Annotated in this window: 19 protein-coding genes and 1 pseudogene; 14 read left to right on the forward strand and 6 right to left on the reverse strand. The window is 43.9% G+C overall.

Annotated features, from left to right (window positions below):
* Positions 1 to 173 precede the first annotated feature (173 nt).
* On the forward strand, positions 174 to 1,745 hold the full coding sequence (locus OSC7112_RS31165; RefSeq protein ID WP_015211630.1) for a hypothetical protein: 1,572 nt from the start codon (positions 174 to 176) through the stop codon (positions 1,743 to 1,745).
* Here OSC7112_RS31165 and OSC7112_RS31170 read toward each other — a convergent pair.
* From OSC7112_RS31170 to OSC7112_RS31180, 3 genes are read right to left on the reverse strand one after another with little or no spacing between them, the layout of a single operon-like run.
* The gene (locus OSC7112_RS31170) at positions 1,734 to 2,201 is read right to left on the reverse strand and encodes a PIN-like domain-containing protein (RefSeq protein WP_015211631.1); all 468 of its coding nucleotides are present in this window, start codon (positions 2,199 to 2,201) and stop codon (positions 1,734 to 1,736) included. The genes OSC7112_RS31165 and OSC7112_RS31170 overlap by 12 nt on opposite strands.
* Before the next feature lie 9 nt (positions 2,202 to 2,210).
* Entirely contained in the window at positions 2,211 to 2,762 is a 552-nt protein-coding gene (locus OSC7112_RS31175; RefSeq protein WP_015211632.1) for an ImmA/IrrE family metallo-endopeptidase, read from the reverse strand.
* Positions 2,762 to 3,124: a helix-turn-helix domain-containing protein gene (locus OSC7112_RS31180; RefSeq protein ID WP_015211633.1), complete on the reverse strand. Its 363-nt coding sequence runs from the start codon at positions 3,122 to 3,124 to the stop codon at positions 2,762 to 2,764. Before OSC7112_RS31180 ends, OSC7112_RS31175 begins: the two co-directional genes overlap by 1 nt.
* A gap of 110 nt (positions 3,125 to 3,234) precedes the next feature.
* Between OSC7112_RS31180 and OSC7112_RS31185 the strand changes: the two genes are divergently transcribed.
* The 10 genes from OSC7112_RS31185 (at position 3,235) to OSC7112_RS31225 (ending at position 15,603) form a co-directional block, all read left to right on the forward strand.
* The gene (locus OSC7112_RS31185) at positions 3,235 to 3,684 is read left to right on the forward strand and encodes a multiubiquitin domain-containing protein (protein ID WP_041623830.1); all 450 of its coding nucleotides are present in this window, start codon (positions 3,235 to 3,237) and stop codon (positions 3,682 to 3,684) included.
* Positions 3,685 to 3,687: 3 nt separating this feature from the next.
* Positions 3,688 to 4,068: an E2/UBC family protein gene (locus OSC7112_RS31190; RefSeq protein ID WP_041623807.1), complete on the forward strand. Its 381-nt coding sequence runs from the start codon at positions 3,688 to 3,690 to the stop codon at positions 4,066 to 4,068.
* On the forward strand, positions 4,065 to 5,483 hold the full coding sequence (locus OSC7112_RS31195) for a ThiF family adenylyltransferase (RefSeq protein WP_015211634.1): 1,419 nt from the start codon (positions 4,065 to 4,067) through the stop codon (positions 5,481 to 5,483). Before OSC7112_RS31190 ends, OSC7112_RS31195 begins: the two co-directional genes overlap by 4 nt.
* A gap of 3 nt (positions 5,484 to 5,486) precedes the next feature.
* Positions 5,487 to 5,858: a ubiquitination-like system serine protease family protein gene (locus tag OSC7112_RS36530; RefSeq protein ID WP_015211635.1), complete on the forward strand. Its 372-nt coding sequence runs from the start codon at positions 5,487 to 5,489 to the stop codon at positions 5,856 to 5,858.
* Between the two features lie 765 nt (positions 5,859 to 6,623).
* Positions 6,624 to 8,165 (forward strand): type I restriction-modification system subunit M, encoded by a 1,542-nt coding sequence (locus tag OSC7112_RS31200; RefSeq protein ID WP_015211636.1) that lies wholly within the window; start codon positions 6,624 to 6,626, stop codon positions 8,163 to 8,165.
* Positions 8,165 to 9,232 carry a hypothetical protein gene (locus OSC7112_RS31205; RefSeq protein WP_015211637.1) on the forward strand — a complete coding sequence of 356 codons (1,068 nt, stop codon included), beginning with the start codon at positions 8,165 to 8,167 and terminating at the stop codon, positions 9,230 to 9,232. The genes OSC7112_RS31200 and OSC7112_RS31205 overlap by 1 nt, the downstream gene beginning before the upstream one ends.
* Positions 9,225 to 10,565: a restriction endonuclease subunit S gene (locus tag OSC7112_RS34885; RefSeq protein ID WP_015211638.1), complete on the forward strand. Its 1,341-nt coding sequence runs from the start codon at positions 9,225 to 9,227 to the stop codon at positions 10,563 to 10,565. Before OSC7112_RS31205 ends, OSC7112_RS34885 begins: the two co-directional genes overlap by 8 nt.
* A 1-nt stretch (position 10,566) precedes the next feature.
* Entirely contained in the window at positions 10,567 to 11,748 is a 1,182-nt protein-coding gene (locus tag OSC7112_RS31215; protein WP_015211639.1) for a hypothetical protein, read from the forward strand.
* Positions 11,729 to 14,908 carry a type I restriction endonuclease subunit R gene (locus tag OSC7112_RS31220; RefSeq protein WP_015211640.1) on the forward strand — a complete coding sequence of 1,060 codons (3,180 nt, stop codon included), beginning with the start codon at positions 11,729 to 11,731 and terminating at the stop codon, positions 14,906 to 14,908. Before OSC7112_RS31215 ends, OSC7112_RS31220 begins: the two co-directional genes overlap by 20 nt.
* Positions 14,905 to 15,603, forward strand: coding sequence for a M48 family metallopeptidase (locus tag OSC7112_RS31225; RefSeq protein ID WP_015211641.1), 699 nt, complete (start codon positions 14,905 to 14,907; stop codon positions 15,601 to 15,603). Before OSC7112_RS31220 ends, OSC7112_RS31225 begins: the two co-directional genes overlap by 4 nt.
* Positions 15,604 to 15,763: 160 nt before the next feature.
* Here the strand turns inward: OSC7112_RS31225 and OSC7112_RS38840 are convergent, their stop codons facing one another.
* Entirely contained in the window at positions 15,764 to 15,973 is a 210-nt protein-coding gene (locus tag OSC7112_RS38840; protein ID WP_150111720.1) for a hypothetical protein, read from the reverse strand.
* Positions 15,974 to 16,091: 118 nt separating this feature from the next.
* On the opposite strand from OSC7112_RS38840, the gene OSC7112_RS31235 reads away from it, so the two are divergent.
* The 3 genes and pseudogenes from OSC7112_RS31235 to OSC7112_RS31245 all read left to right on the forward strand — a co-directional run bounded on the left by OSC7112_RS31235 (position 16,092) and on the right by OSC7112_RS31245 (position 19,384).
* Entirely contained in the window at positions 16,092 to 16,595 is a 504-nt protein-coding gene (locus OSC7112_RS31235) for a DUF4258 domain-containing protein (RefSeq protein ID WP_015211642.1), read from the forward strand.
* A 189-nt stretch (positions 16,596 to 16,784) separates the two neighbouring features.
* The gene (locus tag OSC7112_RS31240) at positions 16,785 to 18,602 is read left to right on the forward strand and encodes an N-6 DNA methylase (protein ID WP_015211643.1); all 1,818 of its coding nucleotides are present in this window, start codon (positions 16,785 to 16,787) and stop codon (positions 18,600 to 18,602) included.
* A 74-nt stretch (positions 18,603 to 18,676) separates the two neighbouring features.
* Positions 18,677 to 19,384, forward strand: a pseudogene (locus OSC7112_RS31245) (IS1 family transposase).
* A gap of 575 nt (positions 19,385 to 19,959) precedes the next feature.
* On the opposite strand, the gene OSC7112_RS38845 reads toward OSC7112_RS31245, so the two are convergent.
* Complete coding sequence (locus OSC7112_RS38845) at positions 19,960 to 20,151, reverse strand: hypothetical protein (protein ID WP_150111721.1); 192 nt, start codon at positions 20,149 to 20,151, stop codon at positions 19,960 to 19,962.
* A 531-nt stretch (positions 20,152 to 20,682) separates the two neighbouring features.
* On the reverse strand, positions 20,683 to 22,101 hold the full coding sequence (locus OSC7112_RS31250) for an RNA-guided endonuclease InsQ/TnpB family protein (RefSeq protein ID WP_041623809.1): 1,419 nt from the start codon (positions 22,099 to 22,101) through the stop codon (positions 20,683 to 20,685).
* Between the last annotated feature and the right edge of the window lie 194 nt (positions 22,102 to 22,295).

Genomic DNA, 22,295 nt, shown 5'->3' on the forward strand with positions numbered 1-22,295 from the left:
TTTGTTCAATGGCTTATTTCCGGACAATACTTTTTGATAAAACAATTACTGGTTCAATGTTCTCTGCCTTGAGAACTAAAGTTAGTTACGACTGAAAGTGTACCAAGAGCGACAAAAGCGCATGATAGGTTGATTGCTAAAAGATCGATGCGCTTTTAGATGGTAGAACACTTATGCTTTTAAACACCATACAGAGATTTTCCCCTGACTATATCTTGAGGCTAAAACAAATAGGGCTGGCTTTTTTTGAGAAGATAGCAACTGACCGAGCAATAGCTGGAGAAACTCAAGATTTTTACCAGGGATTGCTGGCGGGATTGGATCAGGCAGTTAAATTAATAGACGAAGAAAGTGGAGTACAAACGCTTAGCCTTTTAGAAGCTAAAATAGCAACTTTTATCCAGGAAGATGGCTCATCCCAACAACCTCTAAGTTCGAGTTCAGTAGAAGGTGACTGTAAGCTATCCATTTCTAGGTTGCCTGTTAGAGCCATTTCTCAACTTAGACAAATTGGAAGAGAAACCGATTGTGAACCAGATATAGAAGAGTGTGTCTGCATCGGCGAGACTCAAGATTTCTATCACGGCTGCCTCGCTGCTATTGATTTTGCTCTGTCCTTGGCAGGTGAGAAATATGCTTATGCTCAAATCAGTCTGGTAAAAACTAATGCCGCCAATTTCATTGAATTAAACAAAGATTGGGAACGCCGAGTTCTTGATCTCAAAGGCTTATCCTCCTCAAAGATCCAAGACAGGCAACCAAAACAAAATTTGCTGGTTGGGCTGTCGCAACTCGATGGCGACAATCAAGTTGGGACGCTGGGCAGTGAAGGAGAGGGCGATGAAGCTGATTCGCGATCGACAGAAGCGGGGGCTTTAGCTGAAATACAGGAGCAAGATTTAAAGAGCGATCGCTCTAATTCCAGCGAACTAATCGTACCTCTTACTTTAAGCAATCCGGCTCTTTTAAAATACCAGACTGAAAGTGAAGAGCAAGTACAAGAACAGTTTAAAGAAGAGATAGTAAAGCTGCTAGAAGAGGAGCGCTTAGAGCTAGAGAATTTGCTAGTCAGCACTTTATTAGATGGTTGTCAACTATTAAAGCTAGGAAAACGTAAAGTTATAGAAGATTGGACAGCATTTTTAGAGGAGGGTGAAGCAATCAGGGTGATTTCCGATCGAGACAGCCACATTGTGCTGCGGATCACTTTAGAGGGTGAAGTGCAAAGCGCTCTATCTTATGGCGACGCAGAGCTATTGGGTGCAACTGTTAAAGAAAACTCAGAGGATTTGGCTATATTCTCTAACTGGTTAGAGCCGATAATTGAAAACCTGTCAGCAGATAATTTGAATGCTGATTCAGTACCCCCAGCAGCCATAATGGATATTCAGCAGGTAAAATTGGCTGAGTCTATCCTGCCAACAGCTCAAAGAGTTTTTGAGTATTTACTCAATCATGCTCCCGATCGCGTGGAAGAAACTGATGAGTACACCCGCGTTCGGGTAGGAGATTTGTACGATCTGATCGTGGGAGAGTCGGAAGGGGTTTCGGTGTCTTCTCTGACTGTTTCTGTCCGAGGGGAATTAATCAAAGTTCGCGGAGAAAAATTGGTTTTAGCTCAGGGGATTTCCCCTGAAGATATTGACTTTTGGGCAGTTGTGGCAGAGCAGCTAGATCGGATAGAGGCGAGGAATAGGGATTTGGAGCGATCGGAACCAGATAGTCAAAGTGGTTTAGGGGGCTGAATCCCTGGAAATACCCCTTATTTGAATTAGCTCCTCTCTGCAAGATGCTAATTTATCCCAAAAAGTATCAAAAACTTTTTTTACATTTTCTCTCATTTCTTGGACAACTTCGGGAGGAAAACATTGGGAGTTGAAATTCTGGGAAAGAGTTTCTGTGGTTTGGTCTAATAACTTCTTAGCCGTAGTAAAATTGGACTCTGCTTGTTTTATCCTGTTAATTCTATTTTCATGATATTCAAGTGCAATTTGATGAGGAATCCACAAACGATCTTTTATAGCGTCTAAAACTTTAAAATTTATAGCGTCTAAAACTTTAAAAAAATCTTCGTGTGTTTCATTACGATGTTCATAAAAATCTAAAATAACATTAGTATCAAAAATAAAGATGCACTTTTGCCAAAGCTCCAAAAAATCTTCGTCAGATGGGGAATAATAGCCGGGGAATAAGTCTTTCATTTTTGTCAATTACTTGGTAAATATCTTGCGCGCTCCACTCATATTGAGGCGCATGGTGATGACTTGCTCGCTAACCAGATAAACCCTACTTGCTTCCACCACGCTCATCTTAGTTTTAGCGATGTGAAAGGCTGCTTCTTTTGAAATAAGCAGCGCTGGCCCTAACCAATTCGCTTCATCCTCCTGTTCCACGTCGAAGTGGCGGCAGCCGTGCTTATCGAGTACAGGACGCGCGATATGACCGAGAATGCTGTGACCGAGTTCGTGAGCGATATTTGAAGCCTGTCGGAGGAGATCGTGCGAATCGTTGTGGATGATACGCCGTCGGTCGCCGTCAATGATGGTGACAGCCGAAAAGCTTTCCCGAGCCTGTTCCATAAAATGGGCAACCGCTTCTTGTATTTCGGTGTAAGCCGATAGGGGATCTACGGGGATTTCTAAGTGTTGGGCCAATCTCCAGGGACAAAGGGGGTCATGAGGTCTGAGACTCAGTTCCTTTCTATATTTCCGAGCATAAGCATCCGCTTCAGATTTGAACCCGCGGCGTAACTGCTGTTTCATCAATCTATTCGATCCTTGCGTAGACGCTCGTAACCTGCTTTGAGAATAGCTTCGAGAGCTGCTGCTCCTTCTGGCGTGAGATTGCGATCGGCCCGCAAGTACGCAGTAATTTGAGTAAGCGGGTCTGATTCAGTCCGAGTATCCCGAGCTCCTTTGACAAAGGACTCAGCCTGCAATCCCGACCATTTTAGCAGTGCTGCGAGACTATCCACATCAGGCCTCCTTCCTTGAGCCATGCGGGTCAAAGTGGATGCGCTTACCTCAGACTGTGCCGCTACCTGCTTCCACGTTAGGCGCTGCGATTGTCGCTGACTGTCTAACGCTGCGTAAAAGGACTCTACATCGAACTCTACCTTAGCCATCCTCCATCTCCGATTGCTACCTTGCAATTTTAAGTCAGTTGTGTAACATGAAGATAATTGCACTTACGCAATCAGTGGTCACTATCGCAATTGAGGAGTTTAGCGTGATTATGTCAAAAAGTTACCGGATTCAAATTGATGAGACTTCTTATGAAGTGGACGATCCAGTTATTGCCGGTCTTCAGCTTCTTGACACGGCAGGGAAGAGGCCATCTGATGAATACCTCATCTTTCAGCGGTTGCAGAACGGGCAGCTTGAGGAAATCAGGCCTGATGAAACGGTCGATCTGCGGAAACCGGGTATAGAGGCGTTTATCACCTGGCGCAGCGATCGCTCTTTCCGTTTTGTGATTGACGGTCGGAAATTTGAGTGGGGCATACCGCTGATTACCGGACTGAAGCTCAAACAACTTGCTGGAGTTGACTCGCAGTCTTATGGAGTTTGGCTGGAGGTACGAGACGGAGAAGACCGCCCGGTTGGAAATGCGGAGTCGATCGATCTCCAAGCTCCCGGAGTCGAGCGCTTCTTCACCGGTAAGAAGACTACGACGGAGGGTTAATCCATGAGCTTCTTACCGTCGCGAGAGCGGGAATATCTTGAAAGCAAAGGTATTGTTTTTCAGGAAATTATAGACGGGAGTCACAAAGGGGTCATTCTCCCTGGCTTTAGGTTGCCGTCTAACAAGTACGATGTCCACCAGGCAGAGGTATTGATTGTGCTTCCGCCAGGCTACCCAGATGTCCCACCAGATATGTTTTACTTGCAACCCTGGGTGAAGCTTGAAGCGAACAACCGTTACCCAACAGCAGCAGACCAGGCTTTTAGGTTCAATGGAATATCCTGGCAGCGGTGGTCACGGCACAACAACGAATGGCGTCCTGGTACTGACGGTATTTGGACGATGCTCAAGCGCGTGGAACACGCTCTGGAGGTGGCTGCATGAGCTTTAGTGCCAGTATGGTGTTGCAGGAGGAACACCTTAAATATCTCCAAGAAAGCCTGATCCGCGCAGATGGACGAGAACGGGCAGCTTACGTGCTCTGCGGTGAGGTAGTCGTTGAATCCGATCCTTGGGATAGCCAGCAGCGGAGGAAATATCTTTCCTATGAAATCCTCGCGGTACCTGAAGATGAAATAGTTTCGAGTTCAGATCGGCATATTACCTGGAAAACTAATTCTTTTGTTCGAGCATTGAAGCTCGCTCAAACGAGGGGGATGACAGTGGCTCTCGTTCACAGCCATCCGGGAGGTATCGCTGCGTTTTCCGAACAGGATGATAGAAACGAGCCTGACCTTGCACAGCTTGCCCAAAACAGAAACGGGCCCCAGACAAAACTCCCGAGCGTAATTATCACAGACTCAGGAGAGCTTGTCGGTCGCCTGTGGATGAGCCAGCAGGAGTCGATTCCCCTACAACTGATTTGTGTTGTAGGAAAAGCAATTCAGCTCCACTACACGGGACGGGGGCAGGGCATACCTTCGTCAGTCTTTCACCGACAATCGCTCGCATTTGGGGAAGCACTTACTCAGGATTTATCGACGCTCAGGGTTGGAGTGGTAGGTTGCGGCGGTACGGGCAGCGCAGTCGCCATGTTGCTTCCCAAAATGGGGGTACGCCTGATCGCGCTATTTGATCGAGATGTAGTTGAAGAGAGTAACTTGAACCGGCTTCACGGCGCGACTCGGGAAGACGCTGAAGCAAAGCGCCCGAAGGTTCTTGCTGTAGCGCGCTCGCTTTCGGAGTTAGGGCTGGGAGTGCAAGTAAAGTCCTATCAATCGTGGATAGGTGATCGAGATTGCCGAGATGCCCTGAAATCCTGCGATATAGTCTTCGGTTGCACGGACGATCATGCCGGACGGTTGCTGCTTAACCGCTTTGCCTACTATTACCTGACTCCTGTTTTCGATGGAGGGCTTGCCATCGAGGTATCTCCAACTGAACCGCCAGAAATCAAAGCGCTAGATGGTCGAGTAACGGCACTGGTACCCAACCACACCTGCCTGTTGTGCCGAGAAGTTATCAATCCTGTGGCAGCGCGGGATGAGGCTTTGAAGCGGAACGATCCGGCAGAGTACGAGCGGCGCAAAGCAGAGGCTTACGTTTTAGGCGAAGGAAATCCAAGTCCCGCAGTGGTACTCTTCACCACAGGTGTTGCGATTATGGCGATTGAAGAGTTGGTACACCGCCTTCAAGGATTTCGAGGCGAGAACGGTGCGATAGCCCAAAGAGTAAGAAAATTTCACCTGATGACCGATCGAAAACAAGCTGCTGATTCCAAGTCGCATTGCCCTATCTGCGGTACTGCTGATTGTTGGGGCAAAGGCGATATTGTTCCATTTCTGGATTTGGTGGAGTGAGCTATGTTTCTTCGCAATCTAATTCGATGGATTCTCATCAAGCTCAAAGTAATTGACAAACCAGACTTGTCAGCACGGATAGTTAAAGTTCATCCAGCACCTGAAGAAATTATACCGAAACAGGTATTCGTTGTTGGTGATGCCCGGTATCGGAAATGGGCTTGTTTTCGATGTCCCGGTGAATGCGGAGAGGCGATTTTGTTGTCCTTAAAGCAGACGCAGCATCCTTCGTGGAAGGTTACTATAGACTGGTTGGGACGACCGACGATTCATCCCTCGGTTAGGCAGCTTAATGAGTGTAAATGCCATTTCTGGGTTCGTCATGGCTCTGTTGAATGGTGTTCCGATACAGCTATAGCCCAAAGGAAATCCTAGTTGTTCGGAACAGCAATTTGGATTGTTTTGAAATTGCATTACTGTACCGAGCGAAATTCCACCAAGTATACCGCCTCAGTTTTTGGGTACGGAAATTGAATTCATTGTAGCCATACCCTTCCTAATCCGTTCTATTGTCTTACTAATTCAGGTACTAACCCCACCAATATTACGAAAGAGGTCAGGTTCTTCTAAGAAGTAGTATCCGCCAGGCTGCAAAAAGCTGCACGCTTAGTCCACAGGGTGCAGCTTTTTTTTGAACCCACATTCCGCAACTCAGCAGGCACAGAAAGCTAGACACTCTCATGATATATGACGACAACCGGGGCCGCGACCAACAAGACGTTACCGAAAAGCTTGACTCTATGTTTTGATGTTTTTACTGGCTTGGATCAGTAATTCGTTGATTAGAGCTTGTTTTTGCCTGCCATCAAGTCGGGGAGTTGGCGACGATAGAGTATTGTCTGTCTGTGGGGTTGAGTTTTGAGGTGGCGGCGATGATGCGGCAACGGCTGAAGGGGAGGGAACCGGAATTTACAAATTCGGTTTCGCTAGGGTGGTTTATGTTGTGCTGGAATTCAAAAAAGCGATCGCTTAAACTGGTAGAGTTTGATTAGGAGAGTGCGATCGCATCCTTAAAATCTGGTGAGCCTGTAATTCCTGTCTGGTTAGATCAGATTCATCAAGAGGTCGCTAGTAAGCTGGTGAGTTGGGTGCGATCGCCTTTATCAGGAATATTTTTTACTTAAAATTAACTATTTTTTCATGGGTAAGCTAACTCTGCCACAACTGGAACGACATCTGTTTGCCGCCGCTGATATCCTGCGGGGTAATATGGATGCTTCGGAGTTCAAAGAGTATATTTTTGGGATGCTATTCCTCAAACGCGCTTCGGATGTATTTGAGCAACGTTATGACCAAATTCTACAAGACAATCTGGTACGGGGACGCACACCAGAAGATGCGAAAATGAGGGCGGAAAATCCCATCAGTTATCAAGAGGCTTTTTTTGTACCGGAAAAAACGCGATGGGCTTATATTCGCGATGAACTACATGAAAAAGTAGCCGAGGGATTGAATAAAGCTTTAGCAGATTTGGAAGATAAGAACCAAGCTTTAGCAGGAGTATTTAGTCACATTAAATTTAATCGTCAAGTGGGGGGAAAGATTCAGCTTTCTGATCCTAAATTACGCGCACTAATTCAACATTTTAGTAAGTATCAATTACGAAATGAAGATTTGGTCTTTCCCGATTTATTGGGTGCTGCTTATGAGTATTTGATTAAAGATTTTGCTGATTCGGCGGGGAAGAAAGGGGGCGAATTTTATACGCCACGTGAAGTGGTGCAGTTGATGGTGAGGCTCATGAAACCACAACCAGGGATGTCTGTTTATGACCCTTGTTGTGGTTCTGGAGGTATATTAATTCTAGCAAAGCAATATGTTGAAGAGTGTGGCGGCGATGCCAGAAATTTAGCGCTTTACGGGCAGGATAATAACGGCGGCGTGTGGGCAATTTGTAAGATTAATATGCTGCTGCACGGGATTCGGGACGCGGATATTCACAATGATGATACGCTATTTAATCCCTTACATATTGAAGGCGGGGAACTCATGCGGTTTGACCGAGTAATTAGCAACCCGCCTTTTTCCCAAAACTATGACCGTAAAGGGATGGCATTTCAGGGAAGGTTTACGCATGGGTTTTGTCCAGACACGGGGAAAAAAGCAGATTTAATGTTTGCTCAGCACATGATGGCGGTGCTAAAAGATAATGGGCTGATGGCGACGGTAATGCCTCATGGGGTGCTGTTTCGGGGGGGTGAAGAAAAGAAAATTCGCGAGAGTTTGATTGACAAAGATCATTTAGAAGCGGTGATTGGTTTGCCGCCAAATTTATTTTATGGAACGGGGATTCCTGCTTGTATTTTAGTGATGCGTGGCAGTAAAGATGCGAAACCGGCGGCACGTAAAAATCAGGTATTATTTATTAATGCCGATGCGGAATTTTATGCAGGTCGCGCTCAGAATTATTTGCGCCCCGAACACATTGAAAAGATTACCTGGGTGTTTGAAAATTTTAAGGCTTTACCGGGTTATTCGGCAGTGGTGACAAAGCAGGAATTAGCAGACAATGATTATAACTGCAATATTCGCCGCTATGCGGACAATGCGCCACCGCCAGAACCGCAGGATGTGAAAGCACATTTATTGGGAGGAATTCCTAAAGTTGAGGTAGAGGCAAAGCGTCCATTGTTAGAGGCGCATGGATTCGATCCAACTAAAATTTTAGTGGAGCATTGTTAATGGATTATTTAGATTTTATTGCCTCTATTACGGAAAGAGGGCAGATTAAAAATTTTATTGAATCTGATGCTGGCGTTGAACAACAAGAAGGTAAGCTTTATAGTGTGTTTGCTGCTTGGTGGCAACTTCATGCACCAGATTTGGGCAAGTTGCCGAAAACGAAGAAAGTGATGGAACTGCGAGGGGAGTTTTTGCATTCGTTTGTTGATAGCCTGGAACCTGTGGGGTTACTTGACCGCTTCAAGGTTGCGGGAGTGGTGGCGAGTTGGTGGGATGAGGTGAAGTATGAACTCAGAACGCTGTCAGAATCGGATTTTGGCGGGTTGGTTGATAGTTGGGTGGATACGATTCGGGATGCTTTAGAACAGGATGATGATACGCAGAAAAATCAGACGAAGTTCGACCCGCTCAATCATAAGCTGGTGGTGCGGTTGATGCCGGACTATCTGGAGGAAATTGCTGATGCTGAGGCGAAAATTGCGGAGTTAGAGCAGCTTAAGGTTGCGTTTGAAGGGGGGGAAGAGGCCCAGGAGGGAGAAGCAAGTGAGGAGGAGGCGGAGGCGGTTAATTTTGCTAAGGAATTGGAGACAAGGCTCAAGACTCTGAAAGGTTCGATTAAGGAGCCGAAGAAGGAAATTAAGGATTTAAAGAAGAATTTGCCGCTGTTGAATGCGGCTAAAATCGCTGAACTTGAGGCGACGGTTGAGCCGATGGAGGCAGAAGTTGCCGAGATTGAGAAACAACTGGAACCCTATAAGGACATTAAAAACCAATTGAATGAAGCGAAGGGGATACTGAGGAGGCTGAAGAAAGAAGTGGAGAAGCGTTTGTCGGCTAAACGTGCGGCGTTGACGGATGAGGATTGTCAGGGGTTGGTGTTGGCGATTTTCAAGGATGGGTTAATTGCTGAGTTGGAGCGATATGTCACGGCTCACCGTCAGCAGGTGATTGTGGCGGTAGAGAATTGGTGGGATAAGTATCGGGTGACGTTGCAGGATATTGAAACGGAACGGGATGCGGCGTGTCAGCAGTTGAGTGAGTTTTTGGGTGGGTTGGGATATGCGTAAGACTATTGTTAAATCTGAGGAGTTTGAAGATTCGTCTGGGGAATCTATACCAAGTGGTTGGCAGGTTTATTCACTCAGTGAACTCATGAATTCCATCAAGAGTGGTCTTTCCAGAGCCATTACATTTGATGATATTGGAGTGCCTGTAATTACATCAGCTAATCTCGTTGATAGTGAACTAGATGCCACTGATTTGAAATATTGGTATGAGAAAGATCCACAAGGGGCAAATATAGCTGATTACATACTAGATGACGGTGACATACTTTTAAATTTCATCAACAGCGTTTCTCAAATTGGCAAAGTTTGTATATTCAGAGACTTAGGTAGACCAGCTATATATACAACTAATATTTTTCGGATTAAACCAAACAACAAAGTAACAACGAAGTTTTTCTGGCGCTTGTTACAGTCCAATCATGTCCAGCACTGGATTCAGCTAATCACTAAACCAGCTATTAATCAAGCTTCATTTACTCAACCTGAGTTTGCTGCAATATCAGTTGTTATACCTGAAAGTAAACAGGAGCAAGAATGCGTTACGGAAATTCTGGATACAATGGATGAGACAATCGCACATACCTCCTCCCTCATCGCCAAGCTCAAGCAGATGAAGGCTGGACTGCTGCACGACTTGCTCACGCGGGGGTTAGATGAGAATGGGGAATTGAGGGATGCGACGCAACGCCCCGAACAGTTCAAAGATTCACCACTGGGGCAAATTCCAAAAGATTGGGAAACTCCCACATTTGAAGAAGTCACAGTTGATGATGCTCCTATTTGTTATGGAATTGTTCAACCTGGCTCTTATATAGAGTCTGGTATTCCTGTTATTGCAATTCAAAACCTTAATACTGATTATCGAACTAACATTCACAAAAGCGCACAAGCAATTGAAAGCGGTTATGCTCGCAGTAGAGTTTGTTCTAATGATCTTCTTCTCTCTGTCAAAGGCACTATTGGTCGTGTTGGTATTGTACCTTCAGGGTTCATTGGAAACATAAGTCGTGACGTTGCACGTATCAGGTTAAAGTCTTTGGCTTCGCCACAGTATGTGCGCCAAATGTTACTTGCTCCAAGTTTTCAAGAACGACTTGAGCAGGTAGTAGTAGGAACAACTAGACCGGAGGTATCTATTGGGATTTTGAGGAAACTGAGGTTACCTCTTCCTCCCTTACCAGAACAGGAGCTTATAGCAGATGTTTTTAACGTCCACGATAGTCGCATCCGCATAGAAGAAGCCTACCACAACAAGCTCAAACTTCAAAAAAAAGGACTTATGAACGACTTACTAATCGGAAAAGTGCGAGTTAATTGTCTAGGAGATAAGTAGAATGACTTTAGTAGTTGCCTTGATGATAAATGAGCTTCCAGCTATTTTAGGAGATGTATTAATATCTGGATATGAATTAGAGCAACCTCTATCTATTCCAACGATTGGTGATATTTATGAAATTTTCCCAGAACGCACTGGCTGGAGTATTACAGACTTAAAACAAAAAGTTAATATTATTGATAACAATTTGATTATTGGTTGGGCAGGTAGCCCTCCAGCAGCTAGGGTAATTGTATCCGAATTAAAAAATCGACATTCTAGCCAATCATTTACAAAAGAGTCTCTTGAAAGATTTTTTATTGAAATCAATAATGATATAAACAGATGGATAGCAAAACAAGAAGTTGGTTTTATTGGATATATTAAAGATTCGGAGGGATTCCATTCGTTTAGTCACTCGTTTAATGGCGTTCTAATTCATGAACTAAATATTCCTAGATATGGAAACATAAAAATATGTGGGTCTGGAACATATGATATGGAACAATTACTTAAGCAAGTTTCCAGACGTTATTCAAATAGTAACCTAACAAATTTTGATAATGTTGTGATTGAGTTACTTACGTTGTGCGGATGGTTCTTTGCTGATGAGATGTCAACTTCCAGAAGTTTATTACAATATTACGGTGGAGCATATGAAGTTGCTACTTATATAGAGGAAGAGAAGAGTTTCAAAAAAATAAATGATATTACCTATTTAACTTGGATAGTTCAAGATATTAATATAAAGCCTAAGATTAGTTTGATATCTAAAATATTTAAGGTCGCATATGTGGATAATATATTATTTGTTTATACTATTGACTTTAATTTTTTACAAGAACCAACTGTTGGTCGCTACGATTCCGAGGAATATATAAAATTTCTTCCTACTACAATCAATCTCTACCATATTTTACCTCTTAATACTAATTTAAAAGATAAAATGTTTGAAATGCCTAAACAACAAGAACTCCCCGATTTAATAAATTCCGAGTTTAATTGTAACTATTTGTTTCTTGTTACTATAGAACCTGAACAACCTTCTGGAGCTGAGGTTATATGTAAACCTCTACGTTCTAGCAATAAAAAATCCAATTACATAAAATTTATTTTTGAAGATGAACAATTATTCCTAATTGTAAAATCTACTTATTTGGAGTATCTAAAAAATAGTTTCAATGTTTCAACAAACTCCTGAATACCTCTACTCTGAAAAGCCTACCATCGACCAACTTATCAGCATGGGTTGGCAGCATATCGAAGGCAGTTGGGATAATCCCCAAGTTACCGATCGCGAGAACTTCAAGCAAGTCTTAATTGGCGATCGTCTAAAAACCGCCATCAAGCGCATCAACCTAGATGATAACGGCAATCCTTGGCTCGATGATACCCAAGTGAATGCCGCCGTGAGTCAATTAGAGCATCTGGGCGCACAAAGACTAATGGAAGCGAATCAAGCCGCTACAAAATTACTCCTCAAAGGCACCACTGTTCAGGGACAAGACGGCAAAGACCAAACCGTCCACTTCATCGACTTCGAGCATCCCTACCGCAACGAATTCCTAGCCATCAATCAATACCGAGTAGACCCCCCTTGGGCAACAGGCAAAGGGGGGTTTATCGTCCCGGACATCGTGCTACTCGTCAACGGCATCCCCCTCGTCGTCATCGAGTGCAAAAGCCCCAACCTCGATAACCCCATCACCGAAGCAATCCGCGATTTGTTGCAATATTCCAACCAACGGGGAAGCAGCCAACCCGAAGGCGCAGAAAAGCTATTCCACTACAACCAGTTAATGATAGCCGCCTCTAGAGGACGCGCAGCAGCAGGAACCATTGGCGCGAATTACGAGCATTATGTCGAGTGGAAAGACACCACTCCCTGCCCCAAAGCCGAAATTGCCGCAGAACTCGGCGTTACCGAACTCAACTCGCGCCAAATGCTGATCGCCGGGATGCTACAACCCGCCAACCTCCTCGACATCCTGCGAAACTTTACCCTCTTCAAAACTAGCGACAGACGCACGATTAAACTCGCCCCCCGTTACCAACAATATCGGGCAGTCCACGAAGCAATCAGGCGACTCCTGCACAACCCAACCCACGCGCAACACGGCACCGATGACCAGCGCGGCGGTATCATCTGGCATACCCAAGGTTCTGGCAAAAGCCTGACAATGGTGTACTTGATACGGAAAATCCGCACCATCCCCGCCTTGCGCCGCTTCAAGATAGTCGTCGTTACTGACCGCACCGACTTAGAAAAACAACTGTCCGATACAGCCGCCCTGACAGGCGAACCCTTACAAAAAGCGAAAAACGTCAAAAAGCTAGAAAACTACCTCAAACAACCCGGTGCGGGCTTAGTCTTCGGAATGATTCAAAAATTCAAAGGAGGTGAAGACTCAGAAGAAGAAGAAAAAATTGAGCCTATGCCGAAAAATCTCAATTCTTCTGAATATATATTAGTGCTAATTGATGAAGCGCACCGATCGCACGCCAGCACCCTCCACACGAACCTCTTGACAGCATTACCCAATTGTGTCCGAATTGGTTTTACTGGTACTCCGATCGTTCAATCTGCCAAGAAAACGACCAAGCAAATTTTTGGTGATTTTATCGACCAATACAATATCCGCCAATCTCAAGAAGATAAAGTTACTTTACCCATTCTTTATGAAGGTTTAGAAGCCAGAGGTACAGTCACCCAAGGCGATGACCTAGATAAACTATTTGAAATCGTATTTCAGGATAAAACCCCAGAAGAACGGGCGCAAATTAAAGCTAAATACGCGACTAAAACCCAAGTCTGCGAAGCGCGAGAACTGATTAAAGCCAAAGCTAAAGATATGCTGCGCCATTATTGCGATCGTATCCTTCCCGGAGGTTTCAAAGCACAAGTTGTCGCCTCAACTCGCCTCGCCGCCGTCCGTTATCAAGAAGCATTTTTAGAAGCACAAAGAGAACTGGTGCAACAACTAGAAACTCGCGCCCCCATCCTGCAAACTTTCGACACTGAAACCCTAGAAAACCTGGAGGATGCAGAAACTCGCTTTCTCGCCCAAGCATTACCACATTTAGAAACAATCCGCAGCCTAGAATTCGCCGCCGTCATTTCTGCCGATAAAGATGACGACCCCAACTGGAAAAAGTGGACTGATAAGAGTCAACAAGCAATCAATATTGCCAATTTTAAAGATCCTTTAGCCAAAAACAGTTTAGCAATTTTAATTGTTAAAAGTATGCTATTGACGGGATTTGATGCGCCCTTAGAACAAGTTTTATATTTAGACCGAGGAATGAAAGAATATGAACTATTACAGGCTATTGCCCGCGTTAACCGCGTTTATGATGATACTAAAGAATATGGTTTAGTCGTAGATTATTACGGCGTGAATCTAGCAGAAGCTTTAGCAATTTACGAAAAAGTAGATACAGAAGCCGCTTGGTTTGATATTCGGGAAGAGTTGCCTTCATTGCGAGATAAACACGACAAACTCATTAAGTTATTCAGCAAAAGCGGTTGCACAATAGACGATTTAGATGATTGTGTTGACTTGCTTAGAGACGAGATCCTCCGAGTCGAGTTCAACAATTATCTTAAAGACTTTCTCGACACCTTAGACACAATTTTACCCCGTACCGAAGCCCGTTCTCCTTATAACTTTGTTCGAGATGCCAAGAAATTAGGTTTAATTAAAAAATCTGTTGCTGACCTTTATCGAGATCAAAAACTAAACATTGTCAGCGCCAAAGAGAAAGTCCGGGCATTAATTGACCAATATATTGAATCCCAAGGAATCGATCCAAAAGTTCCACCTATTGATATTATGTCTCTGGACTTTAAAACTCACGTCCAGCGGCATCGGTCAATTAAAGCCCAAGCAGCCGAAATGGAATTCGCCGCCCGCCACCACATTGATATCCACTATGATGAAGATCCAGTTTATTACAAAAACTTGAGTGATAAACTGCAAGAAATCCTCGAATCTCTGGCAGAAAACTGGCAAGAAAAAGTAGAAGCTTTGCGGAAATATATCGAAGAAATCCAAACAGGTCGCCAGACCGATGAAACCGGGTTAGACCCGAAAACTCAACTGCCATTTCTGAATATTTTAGGCGAACATTCTGACAAAAGCCTCACCGAAATTGCAGCACTAACCGTCGAAATTGTCAACCACATTAGGCAAGAACTTCGACGGGTAAATTGGGACAGACCTGTCGTTCAAGAAGATTTAAGAAAGTGGATAGCCGGGTATTTAGATGATCAGGATGCAGTCAATTACGAACAATTAGAATCAGTAGCAGATAAACTGGTACAACTTGCCCGTAAAAATCGATCTCGCCTAATCTTATGACAACAGTAACCTTTGGCGACCTTTCCTTTAAATTACGCCCGAGTGCCAAACGTCGCACGATCGGCATTACTGTCGAACGAGACGGTCAATTAATTTTGGCAACCCCCCCAGAAGTGCCAATGGAAACATTAGAAAAAGTCGTCAACGATAAGCGGTTGTGGATTCACAGTAAACTAATAGAGAAAGAATCTTTCAATCCTCCCACCCCTGCTAAAGAATACGTTTCCGGGGAAAGTTTTTACTATCTGGGACGCAGCTACAGCCTCAAACTGGTGGATGGCGTGGAGGGAAAGCCACCTTTGAGATTGTATCAAAGTCGTTTTGAATTGCAGCGAGAAGCGCAGGCGCAGGGGAGAGAAGTATTTATTCGATGGTATGGCGATCGCCTTTCGTCGATTTTAGATACACAAATTGCTGTTTTGGTCGATCGCCTCGAAGTTTCTCCCCGTTCCGTGCAAGTGCGAGATTTAGGCTATCGCTGGGGTTCCTGCGGACACAAGGGAGATTTATATTTTCATTGGCGAGTAGCAATGCTACCGCGATCGATGATTGAGTATCTGGCGATTCACGAAATGGTGCATTTGATTGAACCGCACCATAATCATGCGTTTTGGGATAGAGTCGAGCAGATTTTGCCAGATTTCGAGGAACGTAAGCGCTGGTTAGCTGAGAATGGGGTGAATTATGACCTTTAGCGAATCACAGACGACGGTATCTATCTATAGATTGGTGCCACGAAGTCAGAAAACTAGCATTGAGAAGCCGATGAGTTCACACTGCATTTGACAAAGCTTCGCTTCCACCTTTAGCTCTCCCACATTTTGGTGAGCTTTTTGTGTGATAGGGCCGAGGCACTTACAACCGAAAAGCCATCTGGCGTAATATTTCCCATTCTCTCTGACGACTAATAAAAGCCGTGAAATGGGCAACGTCTCCCCGATAAGCCCGCTGAGTTTCCTGCGCTCGTCCATGCAGCCACACGAATATCAACTTCGCATCCGACTGGGAGCAACAGTGCTGGAAAACTTGCGCGCTAACTTTAGCATACCCTAAGTTATTAGTCAATAGAAAACACAAATATTTATGGCTCTGCACATAAAACGAATATTGTCTTGAATTTGACCTTGACACATTCCTAGGTATAGCTCATACTATAAAAAAGTACGTCCTACTTTTTTATAGTATGAGCTACACAGAAGATTATTTTGCTAAGGAAAACGCTATGCACATTACCTATCATGCCGGTCAACGAATGAATCACCGTGGCATTACGAAAGAGATGATCGAACTCACGATTCAATATGGAGAAGTTCAAGATGAGGTAAGAACTTTGAGTCGAGAGGCAGCAGCGCGCTTAGTCGTCGAACTTCAGCGCCAGATGAAAATCGCCAAGAAACTTGAGGAAACAGGTTTAAGCCGAGATGCAGCAGCGCGCTTTATCGCCGAACTTCAGCGCCAGATGAAAATCGCCAAGAAAGTTCTCGACAAAGGCGGTCTTACCGTTGTGACCGCTTCTTCCGATGAGAGTGTAATTCTTGGGGGAACCATCATTTTTGATGAAACTATCCTCATTACTACATACAACTGCGCTTCTCAGAAGAAGAGTAGAAAGTGGGGAGGAAAGAAAAATAGATTCCGTTCATGTAACCAGATCGAACGGGCGTTTAGATTTCATAATAAAACTTAGATATTTTAAAGCCCCTTTAGGGGGTGAAAACCTCTTTCTCGCAAGGGAAAGAGGCTAATGACCTAATAAAAAGCTCTGAAACTATTGAAAAACTAGATTTATCCTCGTTCAAGCTAAAAGTCTTTCTCTATCTAGGGTTTAAGCCATTTTAACCTTAATTTTTGTCTAAGTCCTGATAAAAAAAATACCATGAAAAGTGAAAAGATACTCTGGCAGATGCTCAACATCTTTCGACGCCACCCTCATTTTACGAAATACGACTCTACTCAAGTGGCTCTGCAGATTTTGGCATGGGCAAAGCTTTCGGTAAACGAAAGGCTTCCCTCCGATCTACAACTGACTAAAGAGTCCCAACTCACCACTTTTCCAGAACTTTTTAATAGCTTTAAGAAGCTGAGTGAATACCCAGAACTTGGTGAGAACAAAGCAGCGTTCGAGGATATCGCTTATTTGCTGCATAGGGATGTTTCTTGGGGCGTAGTTGTAGACGCGATCGATTTCGCGCTTGATTCCGCAAAGAACAATCTGTTAAACTATTTCGACTTTCCTGAAGACTTTTATCTTTCCTTTCTATCTCATGGATCACCCATGCCGATAGAAGTAATCAAAGTTATGTCTGCTCTGGCTGGAGAGCTGAAAGAAAAGACGGTCTACTGCCCCTACGACTCCCTTTGCCTTATTGCTCGTGAAGTTGGTAAGCAAGGTGGAATTCCATCAATAGAAACTCCCTGGGTGTCTCCTATCCCTTGGCTTATAAGCATCCTTACGGATGCAAATATCCACACTATAGTCAGCAGCGATCCTCTTCAAAGACCAGAATTTCTTAAGGAAGGCAATGTTCAAAAGTTTGATTTCACCATTGCATTTCCACCTTTTGGACAAAAAATTGATATCGAAGTCGTTGAGAGAGATTTCTTCAACAGATTTAAAGAAAGAACCTCATCAGGTTCTGTTCTTACATTGCGGCACATAATCGCTCAAACAGAAGGAAAAGCCATTGTTGCGATACCAGGTAACATCCTCTTTAGTCGTGGGGCTGAACACTCATTGCGAGAAGATCTACTCAATCAAGGAATGATTGAGGCGGTCATCAGTATGCCACCAGCCCTACTGCCTTTCACCGCAATTCCATTTTCAATTCTCATACTCAATACTCGGGATAAAGCCTCCACAGTGCGCTTTGTTGATGGAGCAGCAGAGCAATTTTCAACTAGAGATGGGAGGAACCGCTCTAAGCTTGTGAACTGGAAATTACTGATCGAGACCTTTCATAAGAGCAACGATGAGGCCATCGTAGCTAACATTCCAACTATACATATCCTTGAAAACGATGCAAATCTTGAAGTTTCTCACTATCTCTTACCTCCAGCACAAAAGGTAGTTCGGCATCTTTTGAGCAGAAATGAGACTCGCAAACTCTCTCACCTTGTTGAGTTTCTTCGTCCATCAAAACCTCTCCCAAAAAATGAAACCGAAGGAATTCTAGCGCTTGAGGTGGGTCTTTCGGATTTTCCCAACTATGGCTACCTCACAACTCCTAAGAGGCAGGTATTGCTGTCACCAAAAGTCTTTAATTCACAAGAAAAGAAAAGCTTTCTGTGCCCAGGTGACATTATTATTTTGGTAAAAGGAAGCGCAGGGAAACTCGCTATTACTCCCGACAATGTACCTCCGGTTGGCCCTAATGCTTGGGTAGCAAATCAGTCGTCGTTAATTATGCGTCCACAGGATAGCATCATCGATCCACGGTTTCTATTTATGTACCTCTGTTCTGATGTTGGAGAAACGCTCCTTAAGGGGATTATTTCAGGGGCAACTGTGCCTCTCATACAGCTACAGCAGTTAAAGGACGTAGAGATTATTGTTCTCGATAGAGCCAAACAAGAAAGCATAATTAGCACATTTAACGAACAGGTTCAGATACAAGATCAAATCAACCATCTTCAGGAACAGCTACAACATTTGAGTAAAGTCCACTGGGATATCCCTTCATCTACTAGAGGTTAGTAGTAGACCAAAATTTTTGGCGTTGCACAGTTGTGGTATGCTAAAAACGAACAGTTAAAAAATATCCGGCTAGGATTTATCCTAAATGTCAATCTACAAAATTTAAGATAAATGTCCACAAAAGAGAGAGGGAAACAAAATCATCTTTGCTCAGACTGTGGTCATCAGTTTATTGATAACTACTCTCCCCGGGGATATCCAGAGTAGGTCAAAAAACATTGCCTGCATCTGTATGTTGAAGGAAATGGCTTTCGTCGTATAGAGCGACTAACAGGTGTTTGTCATAATACTGTTATTAACTGGGTTAAAGCGCCTAGATTAAGCTTGTGTGAACAGCCTGATTACGACGAGATTCCGGAAGTAGCCCAAATTGATGAGTTGCAGACATTTGTAGGTAATAAAAAAAACAAGATTTGGCTCGGGACCTCAGTAAATAAGGGATTTGCAGGCATTTTGGCGATGACTATAGGAGACCGCTCGGCAGAAACATTTAAGCCTTTATGGAAAATTATTAAAGGGTGGAAATGTTTTTTTTTGCTACGGATGGTTATGCTGTTTATCCCAAGTTTATTGACGAGGCTGACCACATTGTTAGTAAAAGTTATATGACCCGCGTTGAGGGAGAAAATACCCGTTTAAGGCATTACTTAGCACGCTTGCATAGAAAAACTCTTTGCTACTCTAAGTCTGTCTTGATGTTGGCCATGTCAATTCGATTAGTCATTTATTACTTGAAGCATAAAACCGTGCTTATTCCTACCCAAAATATTTTTGTTTCTTGATAAAGACTCCCTGTAGCCTACCACAATTGTGCAACGCCTAGTGTGGAGCGTTAAAGTCTGGCATTTGCAGTATACAGTCAGGTGTTTGCTGTACAAAAACAGGTAGAATGCAGGCTTTTGCAGGGACTGAATCATACCTGTTTTTATCCGAAAATGTCCTGCAAACGCCTGCAATTTCCTGTCAAATTACTGCCTTTTTGTGCTGTTCATGCCTTAACGTGTTGGGACTGGTTATGGCTGTTCTTGATTAGTAGCAAGCAATGGTTTTGTCCGGACAAAGCTTTATTTATTATTTTAAAACAAAAACAATGCACCCTTATGAATGGGGCATCCTAACCTCAAGGTCAGGTTTAATACTTTCTTAAGCCTCAATAAGAAATGTAGCTATTTGTACTACAAGTTAACTAAATATTCTATCGACTCACTTGCTCATGCTTGTGCTCTGTTGAAATCTAAACTGCCAATATCCAACTTTTGACTCCTGGCTATCTTTGTGACTGATAAAGCTATGGTCGATGTTGGATTTGCTGGCATCAACCCGACCTACAAGCAAAAGCGATCGGCCTCATGGCGAGTTAAGTCCAAACTTGATGCTCGCTGTTGGACGAACGGTCACAGCGAGCATCGACATCTTTACTGACTGCAAAATCGCAAACAGAATAGCTGGGTGCGATCGCGTCAGGCATCCGCCGCCGATACTCAACAGCACCAACTCGAATGCGTCGTGCGATGCTCGGCTCCATCGTAAAGGCGGCTGTCCTGTACACCAACTGGCTCGCTCCTGGCTTCAATATCGATTCACGCGAGCGAGCGTACAGCGGGCGTCAAAATCCAAACAGCGAGCGAGTCAAACTTTCTCCTCAAGGCTTCCCAGAGTGAGCGTGAGCTAACTCCAACTCCCAAGAATTCCTATGGCACTCTTGCAAAAACCATAAAAACCATAAATTGATCATTTTTACCCCCCTATAACGTCTATTTGACATGGCTTGCTATGCGACTACCGTACTTATTACGAGGATTTAGGAGGATTCAAGAGGTGTCGGAGTACAGAAAATCACGCCAAAAGCAACAATTCTTTACAAAAAATGATAAGCATTTATACTTAAAATGAGGCTAAAAGTAGGAAATAGGAGGTGTAATGAGTAAAAAATGTGCTGTTTTTTCCTCTTTTTTCCTCCTTTTTTAGCCCTCTAAAATCCGCATCCAGGTCAAATACGGTTTTTACAAAGTAAAATAGCTCTCAATCAAAGGGTGGGTGGGTGGCATTGACACTCTCAGGGCTGAAGCCGCTGAGATTCTTAAGAAATTGCGTTCTTAATATCCCTATTGCTAGGGTTCCCAAACTCAGCACGTTTGCTCGATTTGAGCGTACTGATATCTTTTGGGCGTTTAGGCGACGATGCGCCAAGTTTCGCGGAGTCCCCGCGTACTATTGACAAAGCTCTATCCCTGATGGTTTTTGCCGCACCGATATCGGCGTGTTCGTGATAGCCGCACTGATTACAAATGAATTTTTCATTTTCTCTGTTGGCTTTTTCAGTGTGTCCACAGTTCCGGCATTCTTGGCTGGAATATTTAGGATTAACTTTAACTACTGTCTTGCCCTGCTTCGCAGCTAGATACACGACTTTCAACCCCAAATTACCCCAACTCGCATCAGAGATGGCTCTATTTAAACCTTTCTTTCTGGATTGACCATTTTTCAGAAATCTTCCATTTTTCTCATCGGTTTTCGCTTTACAGCGACGCATTATCCCAGAAATATTCAAGTCTTCAATAGCTATGATATCCACTTTGCGAGATGCAATTTTGTGGGCAACCTTCCATTGATAGGCTTCGCGCTTGTCGCTAATCTTTTGGTGGAACTTACCGACTCTAATGGCTGCTTTCTTGCGGTTCTTACCGCCTTTAACTTTACGGATAACCCGTCTCTGTCTAATCTTCAGAGTACGTTTAGCTTTCTTATTGGTTGAAAACTTAGGGTTGTCTATTTGGTAGCCATCGGAGAGATGAACCAGTTTAGTAAGCCCTAAATCAATACCTAAAACTTTGGGCTTGTCCCCGATAGTTTTGGGTGTGTGTTCAGGAATAGTTGAGTCTTCGATTCTGACAGAAATATACCAACCATTCTGACGCTTTCTTACCGTACAAGCTTTGATGGTAAAACCGTTGGGAATGGAACGCGAATTATGAAAGCGCATCCATCCCAGCTTAGGTAAGTAAATTTTATTGCCTTGGATTTTCACACCCATTGTGTAAGTAAAGGACTTAAAATTACTGCGGTTTTTGAAACTGGGAAAGCCTCGACCGTCAAAGAAATTCTTATAGGCTGTGTCGAGGCGTTTAACGTTCTGTTGCAGAACCGTCGAATCTATACCCGCGTACCAAGGGCGAGAAACCTTCAATTCAGGTAACGCAGTTATCTGAATATCTCCGGCACTTCTACGCGGGTTTCTTATCTTACCTTCCTTATCTACTTTTGAGTCTTTCCATGGGTTGCCTGTTGCACCATTTTTGCTCACAAAGCAGGTTAAGGGACAAGCTTTGGATTGAGTTCTAAGATCGCAGTAATCCCCTTGAATAAACTGCTGATTGTACTGATTTATTCGGTCATTTAAGCTCCAGTTGTACTGACTTCGCAGCATATCAAGCCAAGCGGACATTTTTATGTCTTGGGTTTGATTTGGGCGTAGTTTATAGACGTAGTTTGTTAGCACTCGGTTTCCTTACCTCCTGGCTAATACTATAGCATCCATCTCAGGGAATATACATTAAGAACTAAGAAAGATTCACGGCGGTTAAAACCGCGTCCCGCTTTCATCTCAGTTCTAAAGACTCTGAGTTTTCCGCTTGGGCTGTGTTATAAGCTTCCCCACTCCTAGAATAATGAGGAGTAGGGAAGTTGCCCTTA

Origin of the sequence: Oscillatoria nigro-viridis PCC 7112, from assembly GCF_000317475.1 — a bacterium.
GTDB lineage: Bacteria > Cyanobacteriota > Cyanobacteriia > Cyanobacteriales > Microcoleaceae > Microcoleus > Microcoleus nigroviridis.

What these genes read in the sequence shown, in the direction of transcription:
- OSC7112_RS36530 (WP_015211635.1), top strand. Translation starts at nt 5,487, where the DNA reads ATGTTTCTTCGCAATCTAATTCGATGGATTCTCATCAAGCTCAAAGTA.
- OSC7112_RS34885 (WP_015211638.1), top strand. Translation starts at nt 9,225, where the DNA reads ATGCGTAAGACTATTGTTAAATCTGAGGAGTTTGAAGATTCGTCTGGG.
- OSC7112_RS31195 (WP_015211634.1), top strand. Translation starts at nt 4,065, where the DNA reads ATGAGCTTTAGTGCCAGTATGGTGTTGCAGGAGGAACACCTTAAATAT.
- OSC7112_RS31200 (WP_015211636.1), top strand. Translation starts at nt 6,624, where the DNA reads ATGGGTAAGCTAACTCTGCCACAACTGGAACGACATCTGTTTGCCGCC.
- OSC7112_RS31225 (WP_015211641.1), top strand. Translation starts at nt 14,905, where the DNA reads ATGACAACAGTAACCTTTGGCGACCTTTCCTTTAAATTACGCCCGAGT.
- OSC7112_RS31205 (WP_015211637.1), top strand. Translation starts at nt 8,165, where the DNA reads ATGGATTATTTAGATTTTATTGCCTCTATTACGGAAAGAGGGCAGATT.
- OSC7112_RS31165 (WP_015211630.1), top strand. Translation starts at nt 174, where the DNA reads ATGCTTTTAAACACCATACAGAGATTTTCCCCTGACTATATCTTGAGG.
- OSC7112_RS31220 (WP_015211640.1), top strand. Translation starts at nt 11,729, where the DNA reads ATGTTTCAACAAACTCCTGAATACCTCTACTCTGAAAAGCCTACCATC.
- OSC7112_RS31185 (WP_041623830.1), top strand. Translation starts at nt 3,235, where the DNA reads ATGTCAAAAAGTTACCGGATTCAAATTGATGAGACTTCTTATGAAGTG.
- OSC7112_RS31215 (WP_015211639.1), top strand. Translation starts at nt 10,567, where the DNA reads ATGACTTTAGTAGTTGCCTTGATGATAAATGAGCTTCCAGCTATTTTA.
- OSC7112_RS31180 (WP_015211633.1), bottom strand. Translation starts at nt 3,124, where the DNA reads ATGGCTAAGGTAGAGTTCGATGTAGAGTCCTTTTACGCAGCGTTAGAC.
- OSC7112_RS31235 (WP_015211642.1), top strand. Translation starts at nt 16,092, where the DNA reads ATGAGCTACACAGAAGATTATTTTGCTAAGGAAAACGCTATGCACATT.
- OSC7112_RS31240 (WP_015211643.1), top strand. Translation starts at nt 16,785, where the DNA reads ATGAAAAGTGAAAAGATACTCTGGCAGATGCTCAACATCTTTCGACGC.
- OSC7112_RS31170 (WP_015211631.1), bottom strand. Translation starts at nt 2,201, where the DNA reads ATGAAAGACTTATTCCCCGGCTATTATTCCCCATCTGACGAAGATTTT.
- OSC7112_RS31190 (WP_041623807.1), top strand. Translation starts at nt 3,688, where the DNA reads ATGAGCTTCTTACCGTCGCGAGAGCGGGAATATCTTGAAAGCAAAGGT.
- OSC7112_RS31175 (WP_015211632.1), bottom strand. Translation starts at nt 2,762, where the DNA reads ATGAAACAGCAGTTACGCCGCGGGTTCAAATCTGAAGCGGATGCTTAT.